17 protein-coding genes are annotated in these 16,412 nt (G+C 43.1%); 7 read left to right on the top strand and 10 right to left on the bottom strand.

The annotated features are described in order from the left end of the window. Nucleotides 1–160: 160 nt before the first annotated feature. A complete protein-coding gene (locus tag MTF70_RS03815) occupies nt 161–2,032 on the top strand; it encodes a methyl-accepting chemotaxis protein (protein ID WP_025768473.1) in 1,872 nt (623 codons plus the stop codon). Nucleotides 2,033–2,176: 144 nt separating this feature from the next. Here the strand turns inward: MTF70_RS03815 and MTF70_RS03820 are convergent, their stop codons facing one another. From MTF70_RS03820 to MTF70_RS03830, 3 genes are all read right to left on the bottom strand, one after another. Then, a complete protein-coding gene (locus tag MTF70_RS03820) occupies nt 2,177–2,518 on the bottom strand; it encodes a hypothetical protein (protein ID WP_213871208.1) in 342 nt (113 codons plus the stop codon). Nucleotides 2,519–2,750: 232 nt separating this feature from the next. Next, nucleotides 2,751–3,908 carry an aromatic amino acid transport family protein gene (locus MTF70_RS03825; RefSeq protein WP_005385167.1) on the bottom strand — a complete coding sequence of 386 codons (1,158 nt, stop codon included), beginning with the start codon at nt 3,906–3,908 and terminating at the stop codon, nt 2,751–2,753. Nucleotides 3,909–4,631: 723 nt separating this feature from the next. Continuing rightward, a complete protein-coding gene (locus tag MTF70_RS03830) occupies nt 4,632–4,943 on the bottom strand; it encodes a hypothetical protein (RefSeq protein ID WP_005375472.1) in 312 nt (103 codons plus the stop codon). 141 nt (nt 4,944–5,084) lie between these two features. Here MTF70_RS03830 and MTF70_RS03835 point away from each other — a divergent pair, with 141 nt between their 5' ends. Continuing rightward, a complete protein-coding gene (locus MTF70_RS03835; RefSeq protein ID WP_005375470.1) occupies nt 5,085–5,417 on the top strand; it encodes a helix-turn-helix transcriptional regulator in 333 nt (110 codons plus the stop codon). Nucleotides 5,418–5,528: 111 nt separating this feature from the next. Here the strand turns inward: MTF70_RS03835 and MTF70_RS03840 are convergent, their stop codons facing one another. From MTF70_RS03840 to MTF70_RS03850, 3 genes are all read right to left on the bottom strand, one after another. Next, nucleotides 5,529–5,909, bottom strand: a complete 381-nt coding sequence (locus MTF70_RS03840) for a hypothetical protein (RefSeq protein WP_005375467.1) — start codon at nt 5,907–5,909, stop codon at nt 5,529–5,531. Between the two features lie 167 nt (nt 5,910–6,076). Then, entirely contained in the window at nt 6,077–6,463 is a 387-nt protein-coding gene (locus MTF70_RS03845) for a heme-binding protein (RefSeq protein ID WP_042521512.1), read from the bottom strand. 9 nt (nt 6,464–6,472) lie between these two features. Beyond that, complete coding sequence (locus MTF70_RS03850; RefSeq protein WP_205461306.1) at nt 6,473–7,441, bottom strand: aldo/keto reductase; 969 nt, start codon at nt 7,439–7,441, stop codon at nt 6,473–6,475. Between the two features lie 141 nt (nt 7,442–7,582). Here MTF70_RS03850 and MTF70_RS03855 point away from each other — a divergent pair, with 141 nt between their 5' ends. Next, nucleotides 7,583–8,458 carry a LysR family transcriptional regulator gene (locus MTF70_RS03855; RefSeq protein ID WP_138939623.1) on the top strand — a complete coding sequence of 292 codons (876 nt, stop codon included), beginning with the start codon at nt 7,583–7,585 and terminating at the stop codon, nt 8,456–8,458. Nucleotides 8,459–8,467: 9 nt separating this feature from the next. Here MTF70_RS03855 and MTF70_RS03860 read toward each other — a convergent pair whose 3' ends face one another. Continuing rightward, entirely contained in the window at nt 8,468–10,225 is a 1,758-nt protein-coding gene (locus MTF70_RS03860) for an SgrR family transcriptional regulator (RefSeq protein ID WP_154203956.1), read from the bottom strand. Nucleotides 10,226–10,789: 564 nt separating this feature from the next. Between MTF70_RS03860 and MTF70_RS03865 the strand changes: the two genes are divergently transcribed. Together MTF70_RS03865 and MTF70_RS03870 are read left to right on the top strand one after the other, a co-directional pair. Further along, nucleotides 10,790–11,329 (top strand): redoxin domain-containing protein, encoded by a 540-nt coding sequence (locus MTF70_RS03865; protein WP_104980833.1) that lies wholly within the window; start codon nt 10,790–10,792, stop codon nt 11,327–11,329. Nucleotides 11,330–11,840: 511 nt separating this feature from the next. Continuing rightward, nucleotides 11,841–12,524, top strand: a complete 684-nt coding sequence (locus MTF70_RS03870) for a hypothetical protein (RefSeq protein ID WP_054865852.1) — start codon at nt 11,841–11,843, stop codon at nt 12,522–12,524. Between the two features lie 195 nt (nt 12,525–12,719). Here MTF70_RS03870 and MTF70_RS03875 read toward each other — a convergent pair whose 3' ends face one another. Beyond that, nucleotides 12,720–13,085: a helix-turn-helix domain-containing protein gene (locus MTF70_RS03875; RefSeq protein ID WP_054865851.1), complete on the bottom strand. Its 366-nt coding sequence runs from the start codon at nt 13,083–13,085 to the stop codon at nt 12,720–12,722. 167 nt (nt 13,086–13,252) lie between these two features. Beyond that, complete coding sequence (locus MTF70_RS03880; protein ID WP_017635228.1) at nt 13,253–13,837, bottom strand: NAD(P)H-dependent oxidoreductase; 585 nt, start codon at nt 13,835–13,837, stop codon at nt 13,253–13,255. Nucleotides 13,838–14,107: 270 nt separating this feature from the next. On the opposite strand from MTF70_RS03880, the gene MTF70_RS03885 reads away from it, so the two are divergent. Both MTF70_RS03885 and arsB read left to right on the top strand, forming a co-directional pair. Beyond that, nucleotides 14,108–14,449, top strand: coding sequence for a winged helix-turn-helix domain-containing protein (locus MTF70_RS03885; RefSeq protein WP_005375451.1), 342 nt, complete (start codon nt 14,108–14,110; stop codon nt 14,447–14,449). Between the two features lie 85 nt (nt 14,450–14,534). Continuing rightward, nucleotides 14,535–15,590, top strand: coding sequence for an ACR3 family arsenite efflux transporter (gene arsB, locus MTF70_RS03890; protein ID WP_005385145.1), 1,056 nt, complete (start codon nt 14,535–14,537; stop codon nt 15,588–15,590). 36 nt (nt 15,591–15,626) lie between these two features. On the opposite strand, the gene MTF70_RS03895 is transcribed toward arsB, so the two are convergent. Next, nucleotides 15,627–16,406 carry an AraC family transcriptional regulator gene (locus MTF70_RS03895; protein WP_005385142.1) on the bottom strand — a complete coding sequence of 260 codons (780 nt, stop codon included), beginning with the start codon at nt 16,404–16,406 and terminating at the stop codon, nt 15,627–15,629. Nucleotides 16,407–16,412 lie beyond the last annotated feature (6 nt).

The following is a 16,412-nucleotide window of genomic DNA, read 5'->3' on the forward strand; positions in this document are numbered from 1 at the left end:
TAAATTTAGTTAAAAAAGACGACAAATGAGTTCATGTTTTTGACAAAGATGTCGATAAAAATATAACCAAACACAATAGGTTTCTCTTTACGCCCAATTCGCTCGGTTTAAAAGAGGCGAAAGCAAAGTGGAACCAACCGGGAGAATCAGAGGAAAGCTCATGAAATTCAGACATAAGGTTGTCACAGCCTCTTCATTTTTGCTGCTAATTACCGTGTCGTTATTGTCGACACAACAAGTTATGACCATCCGCTCCCAAACTCAGGAGCAAATCGACTCAAGTGTAAACGAGATATTGACCAGTGTTGGTAACACTGTGCAATCAGAAATGAATGCAAAGAAGGATCTCGCTCGCTCCATTACTGAAGTGATTGAGCTTGATCCCAGTTCACATAGCTATGTTCAAAACATACTTGAAAGACCCACGCCAAAAAGCAGCTTCCTTGCCATCGGTTTTGGTTATGAAAGTAATGGCTTTGTGATTGAAAATGACGACGGCTGGGATGCGGGTCCAGACTACGACCCACGTCAGCGTCCTTGGTTTATTGCAGCTAAGAGCAAAGGCGATTTGGTCGTAACCGATCCGTACGTCGATGCGTCTTCGAAAAACGTTATCATCTCTGTTGGTACGCCAGTAAAAGAAAATGGCCAGTTTTTAGCCGGTATGTTTTATGACCTCGAATTAACTACCCTTTCTGATCTGGTCAACCAAGTGAATCTGTTTGATGCTGGTTACTTATTTCTGATCACCGCTGATGGCACAACCATTGCTCACCCTCAAAGTAAGTATAACGGCGAGAAAGTCGGTAGCTACCTCCCGCAAATCGAACTTACGCAATCAGCACAACATGTTGAGATTGATGGCAACCGCTACATGGTTAACCTGACTCACATTCCTGGCGAGAACTGGTACGTAGGTTCGGTGATCGATGAAGCTGTTGCCTATTCTGCCGTAGGAGAGCTTCGTAACAACGCTATTATTTATTCAATCATTGCCGTGATTGCATCTATTATCGCCCTAACTCTGTTGATTCGCACTCTCATGCGTCCTTTGGACACGCTAAACAATGCGATTAAAGATGTAGCATCAGGGAAAGGCGACCTTACACAACGCCTCGAAACAGATACTGACCAAGAGTTTTCTGAGCTTGCCACAAACTTCAATACGTTCATGGAGAACTTACAACAGCAAATCATTGAGTCGAAACGTATTTCTGATCAAATTTTAAACGGAACTCAAATCACCGCTGAGGGCGCAAAAGACTCGGCAGGCGCAATTCACACTCAGCTGCAAGAGCTAGAACAACTTGCTACCGCGATGCATGAGATGTCTGTCACCGCGACAGAGGTTGCTAATAATGCGCAAGGTGCGGCAAGTGCAGCTAAAGAAGCCGACCAAGCAACGGTTGAGGGGTCTTCTATCGTTGGTGAATCGACACAAACGATAAACATGCTTTCCGATAGCATTGACCTTGCAGTCGAAGAAGTACAAGTGTTGGAATCTGCTACCGCCAATATCGAAACGATTCTAAAAGTCATCAACGATATTGCGGACCAAACAAACTTACTCGCGTTGAATGCCGCAATCGAGGCTGCACGTGCGGGAGAATCTGGCCGAGGCTTCGCCGTTGTTGCAGATGAAGTACGTACACTGGCACAACGTACTCAAGAGTCGACAACAGAGATTCGTACTATGATTGAGCAACTACAATCTGGCGCTTCATCTGTGGCAAATGCCATGCATCAAAGCAAAGGTAGTGCTATAGAGGCCGTTGAAAAAGCGGGTTTAGCAAATAGTGCGTTACAACGCATTCGTGACGCGATTCAGCGTATTTCCGATATGAACTTGCAAATTGCCTCAGCAGCGGAAGAGCAAAGCCTTGTCGCTGAAGAGATCAACAACAATACGGTGAATATTAAAGACCTATCGACTCAAGTCGCCGAATCGGCAAATCGAACCAACGACGCGATGCAGGCGCAACAAGAAGATGTACATAAACAAGATCAAATCTTAAATAGATTTACTGTCTAACACTCATCTAAGCAAAAACAGCGAGCACCGGCTCGCTGTTTTTGTTTTTAACCCTCAACCCTAGTATTGGTCGATGTTACATGTGCCATGTTGTTGCTATTAAGCTCAACATTACAAGAACGCCGACTATGTGCCCTTTCAAGTTTAATTGAACTCGACATGGATATAGCGATCATTAGAACGGCGATAATAACGGTCGTCCACTTTTAGATAAGTGAAATCTCCAATCTTTATGTAGGTACTATTCCGAGGAATTCGGTCATGGTAATAGTAACTGCGCCTTGGTCGTCTGGTCTCCACATAAATAACGTCACGATGTTTGTGTTTATGCTTGTGCTTGCGCTTGTGTTTATGATGGTGGTGATGAGCATGATGGTGATCGTACCGATGTCTATGCTTATGCTTCGGGTCAGCCACCGCTTCTGTACTCAACACACCTAAAGACAACATAACGCCAACCATGGCAAAAGATAATTGCTTTGACACAACAGAGCCTCTTATTCATATCAACATCGATATAATAGAAGGGTGAATCACTGTACATGTCAGCCTTTCGCTAAGGAGTTTTACTAAAAAGTCAGCGCTAACCGTGATTATCAGAGAAACGTCAAACATCACAAATGCTGATGACTTCGAGTGGCCTGGGTTCGGCTATGAATACAAAAAAGCCGCCCGTTTGACTACGAGCGGCTCAGTTTTTAAATAAGCTAGCGTGATTTTATACTGCTTGGGCAAACAGCAAGAAACAGCCGAATAGGAAGATCATGCTCATTCCCATTGCGCCGCCACCAGCTTCATAAATATTGTCATCTTCTACCGGCACTCGGCGCACTTTCATGGTCATTGATAATGGAACAAAGACCGCGAGAAACACAAGAATAATCCCCGCGTAGCTGAGAATAGCTAGGAAGTGTTCTGGCGCAAATACAGCACCTAATAGTGGTAGCACAAAAGTAGTAACAAAAATCACTGGCTTACTTGCTTTCAGTAGGTCTGCATTTTGATCGTATAGCGCCATCGCAACACCTAAGAACGACGTTAGTAGTGCCAAACCAGTAAACATGGATAGGATGAACTCTAAGCCCTCGTATTGCTGACCTAGTACCGAGATCAACTCTGTTACGTTGGAGTATTGAACAAGCTCATGAGGTGGTAGGTTGCCGACAACCGCTAACAACCATAATAGGTAACAAACAAGCGGAATAGTTGAGCCCACGATAATCATATTACGCAGCTGTGTTTTACTCGCTTCTTTGTTGTAAGTTACAAGCGATGGGATCACGACCATAAAACCGAAACTGGTGAAAAGCACCGAACTGGTTTTGATAAGTGCCATTTTATCGTCGCTCACAACCTCATCAAGTCCTTCAAACGAGACGCTTGGTGCAAGCGCAAAAAGTGTCAGGATCAGCGCTACGATCATGCCTAGGAACAAACCGCGATTAAGCTTATCTACTACCCCTGTACCTGCCGAAACAATGATACCAACTAAAAGAGTAAAACCGACTTGGCTTGCGATCGTGGATGTTGGAAGCCCAATTGAGGCTGTTACTTTTTGTACCAGATCACCCGCACCAATGATGTAAGCCATTAATAGACAAACTAACAGGGCGTAAAGCAAGCTGTTGGTTACCAACTGGCCTCCTTTACCAAGCGTTTCGCGAGCAATTGCATTCATGCTCACACCACCACCGACTTTGCAACTGGCTTCAAGAAGGAGCAGCGCAGCATAAGTCGTTCCAGCCCAGATGAACAACATAAGAAGAGTGCCCCAAAGGAGGCCAAATTGAGCAAGCACCATTGGTATAGCAAGCATACCAGCGCCAAGAGCAGTACCTGCAACGATCAGGGAGCTGCCGACAAGTTTTAGGTTCACGGTTAATACCTCTAAATTCAATCCGTTAATTTCTCGCCAGTTGTGCTTTATCTAAAGCACACAACAAAACGCTCCGACTTAGTCAAAATTTGGTTACAAGAGCACTATGTTACAAGAGCCCTGTATGGCTAAGAAAACATGCAACAAAAGGTGGTTAATCATTTGCACATGAACACTTGAGAGTCATTTTTGGCGATGTCATCGCTGATGAAATGTGCGCAACTTTGGGTTCGAAGCAAAATTGTTCATCTTAATTCATCAACCCCATTCGTTATGAATGGATTTGGTTCGAAAAGATTGTAAGGCATAAGCAGGACGATTGAAAAGCAAAAGGTCAATCTTATAGCGATATATTTTAACAACTCTTATCTTTTACCTAAGATGTGTTGTTTTTTTCGTCACTAATTAGTCTTTTATCGCTTAAAGAAAAGGAAGAACGTGCTCAATGGCTCAATTTGGCTGGGTGTACAGATTAATTTACAGGTTAAGTGAAGGTGTTAGATTCCAAGGACGTAGCCTAGATCGGACAATATCGCTATTATTCGCTGCGTACCGACACTGTTCGGTTCACATACCTCTAAACACTGATTTACGGTTCGAAAATATAGGTAAATGAGTGTCCGAATGCTGGGTGTGGTTCCCCAGCATTTGCATCCTTTCTTTTAGATGGCATCAATTGATCGAAATTCCATAAATCTTGTATCGCCCGACTTTACGGCTGTGTTAATACGCTTTATCTAGCGCGCCAATGATATAAGTTAACACTGGAATACCCATATCGGCGACCTGCTTCTCAGTCTCACTCATATTTTCATGCGCCATCCGCAACTCTACTTCACTTATCGATTCTTTGTGAAGGTAAAGCTCTTTGTAGTTCATCAATCGCTGTTGTGACTGTTGAATCAGTGTCACAACATTCTCTTTAGTCTCACGATGTTGCTGATCAATTTCACTAAATAAATGATCTAAAATGCGTTGCATTTTGCGAATAGAAGCTTTCGTTTCTATTGATTTGTATGATTGATACTTTTCCATTGAGTTAATAACTGACTAAAATATTTACGTTTTTATAAGACAGTTATTTTTATACTGATTGCAAAGCAGGTAAATATGTGGTGGTTAAACTGGTCCACTTCTTGCTCCGTTTAGGTCAAAACTGTCCTTTCAGGAGAGCACATGCAGGTAGACCCTATAATTCAAGCACTGATCGCAAGACGAAAATCGAATGGCCTCTCCCGTGAGCAAATGGCAAACATCGCTGGAATGAGCGTAAAAACATATCAAAGGATCGAGCGCGGAGAGTCCGATCTTAAACTCTCACAATATCGTGCCATATTGCGTTCGCTTCATTTGACTGACCTAGATATTGCCTTAGATGTACGTGATGTTCAGCATGTCACAGCAAATGACTTAACGGCCGTGGCGCGATTGCTCTCACCGGAAGCTCAGTCCCTGCTCGTTCGCCTGTTATCGTTAATCCTTGAACAAAAGAACAAGAAAGGTGATTAACCACATTACTCATACTCAAACGATGAATGCCCTGTTGAGCGTTGAAACATGAATCGTTTAGACAAAAATAAAACTCGTCAAATGACGAGTTTTATTCTTTATATCAGTCCGTTACTCTAGGCTTTTTAATTCCGATGTATCAACGCCTTTTATTGCATCTTTCGCCACTTTATCAGGATCAAAGACATCACGTTCTTCATACGAATTATCAATCATGCCTTGTCCTATCGCGGTCGCCTGCTTTTGTAACTTGTTACCCTCTACCTCACCAGCATCCCAGCCTTGTCGATAATCGGAGTCGGTTTGATACCTTGTTTCGTCCTTAATATAGTGTTCAAAATCATTCCCTGCCTCTTGCATACCACTATGCCGACCGTCATGAAAGCCTTGAATATAAGCTTCATCATAACCGCTCTCTTTTAACGCGCTGTCACTCGTACCACAGCCTGAGAGGAGAACAAAAAATAGCGAAACGAATACCTTATGAAACATATTTAGGCCTCAAAGCTTTCAAATAAATTAATCATAGTTCGCGATTTCAACTTCTGCTTACTTCAGGCTATTAGATAGCATTGTGACTCGACGAAGCCTGTGAACTTGAGTCCCTACAGTGAGTACAAAGCTGGACAAAGCATCACACCTACTGATAAACATTATACTCAACGCGCGTTTAATACTTCCATCGCAAGTGCTTCATCATCTTGCTCAGCCAAACCACTGATACCAATTGCACCGACGATTTTCCCCTCTTGTTCTATAGGCACACCACCCATAAAGCCTGTGATCTTCGGGTCAGTCCAATAACTCAACTGCTTACCCGTCTCACGAGCCCAAGCACCCAGATTGCCGCTAGGCTGACGGTCTCTAGCCGAGGTGTAAGCTTTGTTCTGTGCCAACAAACCTGCTTGCACACTCACATCATCCATTCGGGCAAAACCGAGCAATTCTCCATGTGTATCAACCACGGCAACCGCAATGTTTTGCTTGCGAGCAGTCGCAATTTCCAATGCCGTTTGAATTAGAGTTTGAACTTGTACGTATTTCATTTTTCTCTCCTAAGGGATCTCATGACCAAGGGTTTTCTCGAACAATCCATACCAATGGCTGCGTGATAGCGTGACGTTCTCTACTTGAGCACAAGCGCGAATACGCTGTGGGTTTGCAGTCCCAATAACAGGCTGAATTTGGTTTGGATGACGCGTCAAGAAGGCTAAAACAATCGCCTCTGACGGCACGCCATATTCAGCTGCCAGCGCCATCACCATCTCCGACGTCTGTCTGGTGTTGTGATCATCAGAATGTAAGCCACGCTCTGAGAATCTTCCTTGCGCCATACTGCTCCACGCTTGCAGTTGGATATTGTGCTTACGGGCATGTTCCAGTATTCCTGCAACGTAGTCAGATGCAGACGAAGGAAGCCCCATGCCTTGCTTGATGAAGTCAGACTTAGCCAGACTCATTTCCAACTGGTTCGCCACAACAATTTCGCCCGTTGCTTGTTGAAGAAGATCAATTTGAGCACTGTTCATGTTAGAAACACCGAAGTGGTTAACTTTGCCAGCTTGTTTCAGTGCTTGGAGCGCTGTGCCCAGTTCTTCAAATTCAACCAGAGGATCAGGACGATGCAGCATCAAAACATCAAGGTTTTCCACGCCAAGGCGCTCAAGAATGCCCTCAACAGAAGCCGTCACCCATTTGGCAGAGAAGTCATACTGCTTAACACCTTGCTCATCTCCTAGACGGATGCCGCACTTGGATTGCAGATAAATTCGCTCTCGTAAGGTTGAGTCATTGGCTAAGATGCACCCAAACACTTCTTCTGCCTTACCGAATTTGTAGATATCCGCATGATCAAAGAGATTGATGCCAACCTCTAATGCAGCCTCGACAGCGGCATAAGCTTGGTTTTCATCTTGGGCGGTTAATGGGTTGCGATTCCACTCCCCTCCAAGTCCCATACAGCCGAAGACCAAGCGGCTAACGTTAGGTAAGGTTTTGGCGAGCGGTAGTGTTGGATTGTTCATCGTTATTCTCACTTTTCCGATTTCTGCATCTTCAATTTCTTAAGTTAACTCGAACCATCTTACCGTTCGTAAAAATTAGTTTAATACCGTAAAATCGAATTCATTATCCTCACTACCGAACAATTAAAGCGAGCAATCAAGATGGCAGATTATAAGAGAATCGAAAAACTGATGCTGTTTGCCGAAGTGGCTCAAACACTCAATTTTTCTAGAGCAGCGGAGCAACTTGGCATTTCTAAAAGTTACCTGTCGGAACAAATCAAACGATTGGAATCGGAACTCGCCACGCCTTTGATTGTTCGAACCACACGCAGCGTGAGATTGACGGCAGAAGGTGAATCGATCTTTGCACAAGCGGAAGATCTCAAACGCCGCGTAATGGAAATGGAAAAGAGTTTAAGTCAGCAATCTGAGCAAGTAGACGGTCTGATTCGTCTTACTGCTCCCAAGATGTTTGCCGAAGCGGTGCTGCATGATTTGTGTGTGGCGTTTCGCGCTTTACATCCAAACGTAGAGTTCGAGATTCTTTCTAGCTATCAAGCGTTTAATCTGACAGAAACCAGCGTTGATTTTGCGTTTCGAGCGACAAGAACGCCGCCCGAGAATATGATTGCGCATCACCTTTTGGACTACCACCACTGGCTGGTTGCCTCTCCTCAGTATCTGCAAGAAGAAGGTACGCCAGAGACGTTAGCAGATTTAAAACAGCATCAATGCTTAACCACATTGCATCAAAAAGAGTGGCCGTTAAAAACGGGAACAGTTCAAACCCAAGGTTGGCTTTCAAGCAATGAAAACCGCTTACTCAAAGAATCAGCCCTGTCTGGTAATGGCATTGCTCGGTTAGCAAGTTACTTTGTCGAACAAGACGTTGAACATGGTCGTCTAATGCAGGTTTTATCGGAAGAAACCGACCACCAGCACAACGCGGTTTACTTGGTGTATCCGCAGCTCATCTATCAATCGGCGAAAACCAGAGCCTTCATTGAATTTGTGAAGCAGCACTTTGCTCAATAACTAAAGCAGTTAATCCGCCGACCACACCGAGCGAATATCTGGCCAACCCCAGTTAGTAAGAGCGACGTCTTCTAAAACGCCTTGGAAACGCAAAGTTTGTGTATGGTGGAACATGGGTGCAATCCAGTATTCGCTGATCAACGTCGATGCAATTGGCTCCAATGCATTAAGGTAGTCCTCAAGTGGAACGAAAGATCTGACTCTCTGTAGTTGTTCATCTAACCATTGTGCGTTCTTCTCTCCCAAAGTGTGGAATAGCACAGCGTTGCTGAAGAAGTTCGTGAACGCTGAGGCATGACGATTATCATCTAGGTTTATGTTCGTTACGACCATTGTCTCATTTAGCTCACCGTTCTTAGCCTTCTCGTTCAGCTCACGGTAGGAATACATAACAATTTCTACTTTACTGCCAACACTCACCAAACGATTAGAAATAGCCCGCGCACAGCGACGCAACGCGGTATAGTTATATCCTGCTATCGTAATGTGTTTAGGTAACTTAAGCGGCTCACTGAACGGACGGAGCACTGGCTTCCAACCTGGTAGCAGGTTATGAGCGGGTATACTCCCAAATACAATATTCTCGCGGCGCATCACTTCGGCCAAGAGCTCAGGTTGAATTAGCTCACTAATATAACGGCGCTGCGCTAAAGAGAGTTTGTGCTTAGCGTGCTGATTAAATAAGGCGAATAAGCAACCATCTTCTATTCGACTACGCTTGCTCGCCGATGAGTTTTCTCGGTTTTGCGTCGACATATAGTGTCCACACAAATCCTCCTCGGGCGAAGTATCCCTTTGCAACGTATTTGCTGCCAATGACGGGTTCTCCATTTGCTCGTCATCAACAATCCAGATAGTCACCAAATCCGTTAGAACTCTACATGCATAGTAACCATTAAATGCTTGCAGTTTTAAACGACTTTCATTGTGCTCGACAACAGAGAATGGGCCACTTCCGACCACCAGCTTGTTATTCGCTACGTTAACTTGGCTTACTGGTTGAATGCCGTATTTCACACCAGAAATAAGTCCAGCAAAGCCCAAGTCAGCTCGATTAAGCTTAAAAACAACCTTCAATGGCGTTGGCGCAGTAATGTTAGCAACATGTGCCAACTCTTTTTCGTAATACTGTAGTGAACTCAACTTTGCAAACAAGCTAACCACTGTTTCTGCATCAATGGAATTACCATTATGAAAAGTCAGACCTGGACGAAGGTAGAAAGTCCATTCGTAGGTGTCTTCGTCATAACGCCAGTGATGTGCGAGTTCTGGTTGCACTTTCCCATTGTGATCACTCGAAACTAAGCAACAATAGATTTGCCTTAATAAGAAACGTTCGCTGCTACGCTGAAGTTGATGTGGAACGACGCGCTCAAACATTCGCTTATAGGTTAATTGAATATTGAGCTGTCCTTCTTGAACAGAAGCACCAGACGTTGTTTTTAACAAACGGCCAAATGCCATTTCGTCTTCATCTAATATCGCCAGTGCTTTTTCATACTTGCCTAACTTGATACGTTCAAGAGCCAAGCTCTCTTTTAAAACGTCTAACTCCATATTCAGAATAAGAGTCGATCGTTGGTTCCGCCCAGCTTTCGGGTGCCAGCTCAACCACGCCTTCTGCTGCATCTGCGTTAGCAAGCTACGAGCATGCCGAGAAGAAGTGAACATGATGTCGGCAATGTCCTGTAACGTGGTTTTTGTTTCATCACCAACGCTAAACGAGAGTAATCGTTGGTAATAGCGAAACAAATTGAGATCAGACACTGAATCAACCTTAGATCTGTGAAGTTTGTGGATAGGAATAGTTTACTTAAGTTGGCGGTAATAAAATAAGAAAACTTCCTAATTATCTGTTCCCCTTTTCCACAATTAACCTCCAAATTCGGCTTTAAAGCCCCATATATTTAGGTTATTAGGAAAAAAGCCAACAAAAGCACTCTCTTTTTTATATCCCCTTTTATACACATAATTTACTCGTCAGCTAAAGGAGGAAGAAATGAAGAAGCCAATGATGGCGTACTTTTTTCAGCAACGCCTAGCTCAATCGAGTAATAAAATAGAAGTGATGACTCTGGTTTATCTTAACGATATGTTCCAGTGGTCATAGCCTAACCTCAAGCAGAACTTAGCTCCTGATACTACACCCCCACTTCGTTGTATCTTAAGTTCTGCTTTTTCATCTTTTGCACTCTACTACCTTATTGCAGGTTACTAAAAGTTAACTAGTTGAAACACCGCAAAACAGAGTCTACATTGAAGTCTCATCCCCCAATCGCTTTGTTGAGAAAGGGGCATTCATGGATATACACCACCAATTCGGGAGTCAATATGGCAACTTCAGTGAAACTTAAAGCGGGCGACAGCTTCCCTCATCTTCAAGCCACTTTGCTAGATGGTTCAAGCGTAACGTTGGGTCAGCCGCAAGGTGATGCGACTTGGCAAGCAGTATTCGTTTATCGTGGTAAACACTGCCCTCTTTGTACTAAGTACCTCAACGAGCTTGAGAGTTACAAACAGGCTTTCGCTGATGCTGGCGTCGATATTCTTGCCGTTTCTGGCGACTCAAAAGCACAGCTAGAGGGGCATCTAGAGAAACTCGAAATCAGCTTCTCTATCGCTTACGGCCTGACCGAAGAACAAATGAAAACGCTAGGCTTGTATGTATCTATTCCTCGATCTGAACAGGAAACCGATCATAATTTCGCAGAACCAGGTCTGTTTGTGGTGAATGAACACGGCGACTTACACGTGGTGGATATTTCAAACAACCCGTTTGTTCGCCCTGAGCTTGGCGCGCTATCACGCGGATTGGCATGGATTCGCGATCCAAACAATAACTACCCTATCCGTGGCACATTGGATTACTAATATCTTCTACACCCAAGTAAACTTTCTATCCTTAAATAAGCTAGGATTCTTGCCTTAGTGAGAATAACTTGGAATGCATATCAGATCCGTGAGATCTGATATGTATCAACAAGTTGGAAATAGAGTCCTTGTTCATTATACAACGTCTTGATGAAAAACAAGATCAGTGAAGTCCAGGCTCCCCTCAAACGACGTTAAGTATTTACTTCTAAGTCACTTTCACGATAAATACATGAAATTAAGACTAAAAACTTAGACTTAACGGATACATAAATCATAACGGTACCTACACAAGTAGTTGGCTAGCGATTATTATCCTATTGCAACTCACAATTGTGCAATTCTAATAATTCATACCATAAATGAAAACATAGATACCGTAAGATACAAAATAAAAGCAAACGATTAAATTATCAATAAAACACCGTTCAATTAAAAATAAAAATTTTCACTTTATATAAATATAATTAATCGTTATTTGCAATCACACATCTTAATTGAGAAATACAGTATGAATAAAATCTCTTTGCTTTATATGGCCGTTTGTATCGGATTAGTTGGATGCGGTTCAGGAGGAAGCGACAACGATCCAGCAAAAGATATACATCCCACCATTTCAAATCCGGAACAAGTCAACGCAATGACGGTGGACAAAGGTCATTTCTATTGTTCTGTAAACCAACAAAAACTGGAACACGGAGGGACATCTGCAACCTTGTCCTACCTGATTGAAAAGAAAAGAAATTCTACGGTTGTCGACGATTATGAATGTACCGAATACGGTTTAAAGAAAGGTGAGTCAATTATCGTCACTAAAAGTGCAATTGAAAACTTTTCATACTCAAAACATTATAAAAGCACGAAGAAGAATGACATTAATGGGTTTAAAATCATCTACCCTACAGGGCTTACGACTCCGATTAATAAAGATTATGAAAAAATTACGATCACGTATAATACGGAGAGACCTGACGTTAACATTAAGATAATTCAATATTTTGACGAAAAGTCTAAATTATATACCATCAAAAAATATGAAAGCCACGTTAACGACAACTCACCAATAGGTTTAGTTGAGAAAGAGGAATTCGATAAATATTCCGATTTTGAAAAGAAACTGGAATTAAATAGTGCTTTTTTAAATTCAACTGAAGTGAGTGATTTATTCTACAACTTACTAAGTATGATAAAATAATAACTAGAAATCAAAAACTTAAAAAGTACGATTATGCTCAAGTAGCCTCGATATGCCTGACTCGAAAGAGTACGTTGTTTTACGAAACAAATTACGATTTGAATGAAGCACATCTAAGTTACTTGGGTATAAACGGCGATGTATTGTTAATCAGCTTTCAAAAGAGAGTAACGTTTGCGATTAACTACTTTGGTCTTAACGAAGCTCAATTTGATGCTTTTCAGACCAAATTCGCAAATCATCAAGAATCTTAAGTGCGGTACGGCCGAACTCTGTTAGTTCATAGCTTACGGCAATTGGGCGGTCGCTGATCACTTTGCGCACCACCATACCTTCCGCTTCTAGCTCTTTCAGGCGTTGGTCGATCATCTTTTTACTTGCACCGCCTAGCATGCGTGCTAAGTCATTGAAACGAACTGGGCCGTCTTTCAAATGATAAATCAGAGAACCTTTCCATTTACCACCAATTAGACGCATCCCTTTCTCGATAGCACATGGCTCCGCACATACGTTCACCACTGACTTACGACCTTTGCTATCTACACTGATTCTGCTTTCCACAATACACCTCAAGATACGCACCTAATCTAGGTAACGAAAAGTAAGCTAGATACATTTAGTGCTTTAGAGTAATAAAAACGTCACCTCGCCGCAAACAAATAAAAATGGACCGCATGTAGCAGTCCATCTCAATTCATCATTCAGTTCGCACTATCTTTCTAAAAGGATTAGAAGTTTTCGTTAATGTGAGCTTCGAAACGAACAAAATCGTTTTCGATATCTGCGTTCTTCATCACGTCGTAACAAGCGAATGTAGGCAGTGCTGACATACCAAAGAAGCGGAAGTTAGCGTGCATGTGGAACATCAAATCATCCACGCCTTTACCTTGGAATAGGTATTCGCTCTCATCATCAAACGATTCTTCTGGCGCGTTGAATGTCAGTGAAAGCATGTATTTGCTGTTGGTTTGAGTACCGCCTGTACCATAGTTTTTCTTTGGTTCTTCTGCGCTACGGCCATCAAATGCACACAGTGCGCCGCCCATACCCGCAGTAAACACGTCGTCCATGTATTTTTTGAATGACCAAGGCACAGACATCCAGTTGATTGGGCTTTGGATGATCACGCGATCAGCCCATTCAAAGTGTGCGAGTTGCTCATCTACGTTGATCTCATCTTGCATTGTCACAACGCGAACCTCATGGCCTTTTGCTTGCAGAAGCGTCTGTGCTTTGTCGACAAGAGAAGCATTTAGACGACCTTCTGAATATGGTGATGGTTCGTGTGCATTGATGATCAGTACGTTGCTCATGGGATTACCTTTAAATAAGTTCACAAGATGACGCAGTAACCATTGTGCGTCGGATGTGGTTTATTATGGTAACCTAGAAATATAGTGCAATTAGTTAACTTTTAGTAACCTGCTTAATTTTTAATTATATCACTGTTTTTAAAAGATATATTTTTTCAACTTTTTATTCATCGTTATTTCACGATTAATTTTTTCATCGATTTGTTGCATCTTCCACAGAGCAGGCGTACACTTTATCGCAATTCGACGATTAACTATTAAGGCCAGCGAATGAGTGATAAGTGCAAGGACACGTGCGAAGTCGTTTTTCAGACAACGCAACAACAGCTCGAGAAAGAACAAACTCTAGCAGCGCAAGCAAAAGCTTTGTCGCATCCAGCACGTTTGCGCATTCTGCATATCCTGCACACGCTCGATACCATGGGCGGTTGTTTGAACAGTGATTTGGTTTCTGAACTGGGTCTTGCGCAATCTACTGTTTCCGAGCACTTGCGTATTCTCAAGCAAGCAGGCTTTATCAGCGCCGAGCCAAACCCACCTAAGGTGTGTTACCGCATTCAACGCGACGCGTTTGATCAGTTCAATCTAGGCTTTTCCAAGTTATTTGATTGATTCCCTTTGCACGCTGGTCAGGCGTGCAGAGATAAACTATACCTTCAACTATCGCTTTTCGACGATAAACGAATAAGAGAACACTATGACTACTCAAGTTTTAAATAGTGCCAGCGACAAAATGAGCTTCTTGGACCGTTACCTAACGGTGTGGATTTTTGTCGCAATGGCAATCGGTGTAGGTATTGGCGCAGCGTTCCCTCAAGTTGCTGAGTGGAATGAGTCAATGTCAGTCGGCAGCACGAACGTACCGCTCGCGATTGGTTTGATTTTGATGATGTACCCGCCACTAGCAAAGGTGAACTACAACCTGCTAGGTACAGTGACGAAAGATAAAAAAGCGATCACGCTGTCTTTAGTCATGAACTGGATTGTCGGCCCTATTTTAATGTTCATCCTTGCATTGACTTTCCTAGGTGATCATCCGGGTTACATGGTTGGTATCATTCTGATCGGTCTTGCTCGTTGTATTGCCATGGTATTGGTATGGAACGATATCGGTGGCGGTAACAAAGAATACGGTGCAGCTCTAGTTGCATTAAACAGCGCTTTCCAAATCGTGACTTACAGTGTGATGGCATGGTTATTCATCACTGTGTTGCCACCAGTCTTTGGTTACGAAGGTTTCGTGGTTGATATCTCGATGATGGACATCGCGGAAAGCGTTCTGATTTACCTTGGTATCCCATTCCTAGCGGGCTTCCTGAGCCGCAAATGGCTGGTCGCTGCGAAAGGTGAACAATGGTACAACGACGTGTTCATCCCACGCATTTCACCAATTACGCTTATCGCCCTGCTTGCGACCATCGTGCTGATGTTCAGCTTGAAAGGTGAAATGATTCTTGAGCTGCCAATGGATGTATTCCGTGTAGCAATTCCACTGGCTATCTACTTTGTGTTGATGTTCTTTGTCAGCTTCTTCGTTGGTAAGAAAATGGGCATTGACTACGACAAAAACGCGTCAATTGCTTTCACGGCAACAGGCAACAACTTTGAATTGGCAATTGCGGTTTCTATCGCGGTGTTTGGCCTAAACTCAGACCAAGCTTTTGCTGGTGTCATTGGCCCGCTGATCGAAGTGCCGGTATTGATTGCTTTGGTGAATGTAGCATTGCGAATGAAAGCCAAATATTATGGCTAACCTAAAAAGCACAAAAAATACAAAAGCGGTAAAACATTAACTCACTACCGTTTTAATATACTCGCTGGGCGTTAGGCCGAACTTACTTTTAAAGCGTTGGCTAAAACGCCCCTCTGACTGATAACCACACAACTGTGCGAGCATAGCAACGTTATACGAGCCATTTTGCATCAAGTAAAGTGCGTGATTTAAGCGCACTTCCGCCAATACTTCACGATACTGGGTACCTTCTTGTTTCAGTTTTCGTATCAATGTTGCTCGGCTCATAGCAAAGTGCCCCGCGACCATATCTAATGGATGCTCCTCCCCTGGAGAGCGCGATAAGTAACGACTAAGTTTCTGACTAAAAGAGATATGTGAACTCGAGAACAACCGATGCAATAACCCTCTCTCAGCTAGCTGCTGATATAGGCCCATAATCCAATAGCGTTGTGTCGCTTCACTTAAGCTTTCCCGCTCAAACGAAAACAAAGCATTTAACGTCGCTTGCAATGCTTTATCTGTCTCAACAACGGGTACATAGTTTCCTAATGCGTTACTCATGCTTAGCTCCAACATTTCATCGCTAGGCACACAGTGAAAACTGAACATTCGAGAAAGAAATCGCCCTTGTAGAGGAAGATTTTCAAAATTTAGGGATGCATTTGCTTCACAAAGCATGATATTTGGATGATGGATGTCGAGTACTTCATCTTTCCAGAAAAGATGTTTACTCCCCTTAACAATCTGAATAAGGCTTGGGGAGTGAATCCTGACATTACGAAGCTTCTGCTGCTGCTCCGCACGAAACAGCGTAACCTGATATTGGTGACCCATTCTCTC

Source organism: Vibrio sp. 2CM40D (genome assembly GCF_023161825.1).
In the GTDB taxonomy this organism is placed as follows: Bacteria; Pseudomonadota; Gammaproteobacteria; order Enterobacterales; family Vibrionaceae; genus Vibrio; species Vibrio alginolyticus.

What these genes read in the sequence shown, in the direction of transcription:
- MTF70_RS03815 (WP_025768473.1), top strand. Translation starts at nt 161, where the DNA reads ATGAAATTCAGACATAAGGTTGTCACAGCCTCTTCATTTTTGCTGCTA.
- MTF70_RS03830 (WP_005375472.1), bottom strand. Translation starts at nt 4,943, where the DNA reads ATGGAAAAGTATCAATCATACAAATCAATAGAAACGAAAGCTTCTATT.
- MTF70_RS03835 (WP_005375470.1), top strand. Translation starts at nt 5,085, where the DNA reads ATGCAGGTAGACCCTATAATTCAAGCACTGATCGCAAGACGAAAATCG.
- MTF70_RS03840 (WP_005375467.1), bottom strand. Translation starts at nt 5,909, where the DNA reads ATGTTTCATAAGGTATTCGTTTCGCTATTTTTTGTTCTCCTCTCAGGC.
- MTF70_RS03845 (WP_042521512.1), bottom strand. Translation starts at nt 6,463, where the DNA reads ATGAAATACGTACAAGTTCAAACTCTAATTCAAACGGCATTGGAAATT.
- MTF70_RS03850 (WP_205461306.1), bottom strand. Translation starts at nt 7,441, where the DNA reads ATGAACAATCCAACACTACCGCTCGCCAAAACCTTACCTAACGTTAGC.
- MTF70_RS03855 (WP_138939623.1), top strand. Translation starts at nt 7,583, where the DNA reads ATGGCAGATTATAAGAGAATCGAAAAACTGATGCTGTTTGCCGAAGTG.
- MTF70_RS03865 (WP_104980833.1), top strand. Translation starts at nt 10,790, where the DNA reads ATGGCAACTTCAGTGAAACTTAAAGCGGGCGACAGCTTCCCTCATCTT.
- MTF70_RS03870 (WP_054865852.1), top strand. Translation starts at nt 11,841, where the DNA reads ATGAATAAAATCTCTTTGCTTTATATGGCCGTTTGTATCGGATTAGTT.
- MTF70_RS03880 (WP_017635228.1), bottom strand. Translation starts at nt 13,837, where the DNA reads ATGAGCAACGTACTGATCATCAATGCACACGAACCATCACCATATTCA.
- MTF70_RS03885 (WP_005375451.1), top strand. Translation starts at nt 14,108, where the DNA reads ATGAGTGATAAGTGCAAGGACACGTGCGAAGTCGTTTTTCAGACAACG.
- arsB (WP_005385145.1), top strand. Translation starts at nt 14,535, where the DNA reads ATGACTACTCAAGTTTTAAATAGTGCCAGCGACAAAATGAGCTTCTTG.
- MTF70_RS03895 (WP_005385142.1), bottom strand. Translation starts at nt 16,406, where the DNA reads ATGGGTCACCAATATCAGGTTACGCTGTTTCGTGCGGAGCAGCAGCAG.